Genomic DNA, 1762 nt, shown 5'->3' with positions numbered 1-1762 from the left:
AGCCTCGCGACGTCGACATGCTGCCCTTCGCCGGTGCGATCGCGATGGCGCAGCGCGGCCAGCGCGCCAATCGCGCCGTGCAATCCGCCGAGATCGTCGCATAGCCAGGTCGGCGCTTTCATCGGCGGTCCGTCGGGAGTCCCGTTGAGCGAGATGAACCCGCTCATTGCTTGCGCGAGCGGATCGTAAGCGACGCGATCGTGAATCGGACCGAATTGCCCATAGCCGCTGATCGACACCTAAATGATGTCCGGCTTAACGGCGCGTACGTGATCGTAGCCGACTCCCCACTTCGCAAATGTTCCGGGGCGGAAGTTTTGCACAATGATGTCGGAGCGCGACGCGAGTTTCAGAAAAATCTCGCGGCCCTCGATGCGACGAAGATCAAGTGTCAGGCTGCGCTTGTTGCGATTGACCGTCGCCTGCGCAAATCCGATTTGCTTTTCGTGGCCGGGCAGCGCCGGCGGAATGCGCCGCGCGACTTCGCCCTCGCGCGCCTCGACCTTGATGACGTCGGCGCCGAGATCGGCAAGGATGCATGCGCACATGGGGCCCGCCCAACTCGTGGTGGCGTCGATCACGCGAACACCGTCGAGCGGGCCGGTCAAATCGCGCCGCGCCTCGCGATAGAACTCCGATTTTTCCATGCGCCCAACCTCCAGGCGGAGAGCATCGTACTGCGCGCGAGTCGGTTCCGACAACCGCGGAAGTGGCGCGTCGGCGAACGGCCCGCTAGCTTGAGCACGATGGCGGAACAGCAATTCTACGTCGGCATCCACGGCGTGATCGCCAGCCGCGGGCGAATGCTCGTGCTGAAGCGCGCGCCCACGATGAACTATCGGGCGGGGAGCTGGGATCTGCCCGGCGGCCATCTTGCGCTCGGCGAGAGTTTCGAGAATTGCCTTTTGCGCGAGGTCAAGGAGGAAACCGCGCTCGACGTTGCAATCGATGAATTGCTCGGCATGCACAGCATGCTGTCAGAGCCTTATCTGCAGGCGATTTACTCGTGCCGGCTGACCGTTTTTCAGAAAGTGCAACTGCGCCCCAACGAACACATCGAGCATCGATGGGTCACACTCGACGAGCTGGCGAGCCTGGAGCTGATTCCGTATCTCGCGGCCATTCTGAAGCGCGGAATGTTGAGTTATGTGAAGTGATCGCCAGCAGCTACCTTGCGAGCAGGCGTCCGCGCCAGTAGCCGAGAAAGTTGGCGCATTCCAGTTCGTGATAAATTGCGCGCTCAGGATCGCCGCGCATCGCAGCGGCTGCCATCCTGACGCCGTTGCGGACCAGCTTGTCCAGGCGATTGTGGTTTTCGAGCCGCGCGAACGCGGTGCCCATGCCGAAGGCGAAGCTCTTGCGGCGCAGATACGCAAGCGTCATTCGCTCAGGCGGGATCAAATGGTGCACGATCGCGCGCGGTGCGAATCCCATGGCACCACCGCGCGTCAGGATCCGAGCGAACAGCTCGGTGTCCTCGCCTGAGATCGGATTGCCGCCGACCACGCCGAGATCCTCGCGAAATTTTCCGAAGCGCGTGAACGCAGAGCGCTTGAAGCCGACGTTGGCGCTGAAATAATTGTCGAGCCGCTCGGCGGACGTCGTCGGCGCCGACTCGATCGCGCGCCGGTCGTGGACCGCGAGCTTGACCCACAGGCTCGGCCCAAGCCATTTCGGCGGCGGCGACGACCATCGCGGCAGAACCATTCCACACGCGGCGTCGAGGTCGCGGCGGCGCATATCGTCGAGCAGTTCGGCGGCC

At 63.3% G+C, this 1762-nt stretch carries 1 protein-coding gene and 2 pseudogenes; 1 reads left to right on the top strand and 2 read right to left on the bottom strand.

Annotation, left to right across the window (positions count from 1 at the left end; genetic code table 11):
- Positions 1 to 548, bottom strand: a pseudogene (locus VIW95_RS09250) (CaiB/BaiF CoA transferase family protein); the annotation flags it as partial.
- Between the two features lie 198 nt (positions 549 to 746).
- On the opposite strand from VIW95_RS09250, the gene VIW95_RS09245 reads away from it, so the two are divergent.
- Positions 747 to 1157 (top strand): NUDIX hydrolase, encoded by a 411-nt coding sequence (locus tag VIW95_RS09245; RefSeq protein ID WP_331585687.1) that lies wholly within the window; start codon positions 747 to 749, stop codon positions 1155 to 1157.
- A gap of 10 nt (positions 1158 to 1167) precedes the next feature.
- Here the strand turns inward: VIW95_RS09245 and VIW95_RS09240 are convergent.
- Positions 1168 to 1762: pseudogene (locus tag VIW95_RS09240) on the bottom strand (hypothetical protein); the annotation flags it as partial.

It is taken from the genome of Binatus sp. (SeqCode) (genome assembly GCF_036522015.1).
Classification (GTDB): domain Bacteria; phylum Desulfobacterota; class Binatia; order Binatales; family Binataceae; genus Binatus.
The sequence above is the reverse complement of the archived record's forward strand: the minus strand, read 5'-3'. Positions and strand labels throughout refer to the sequence as shown.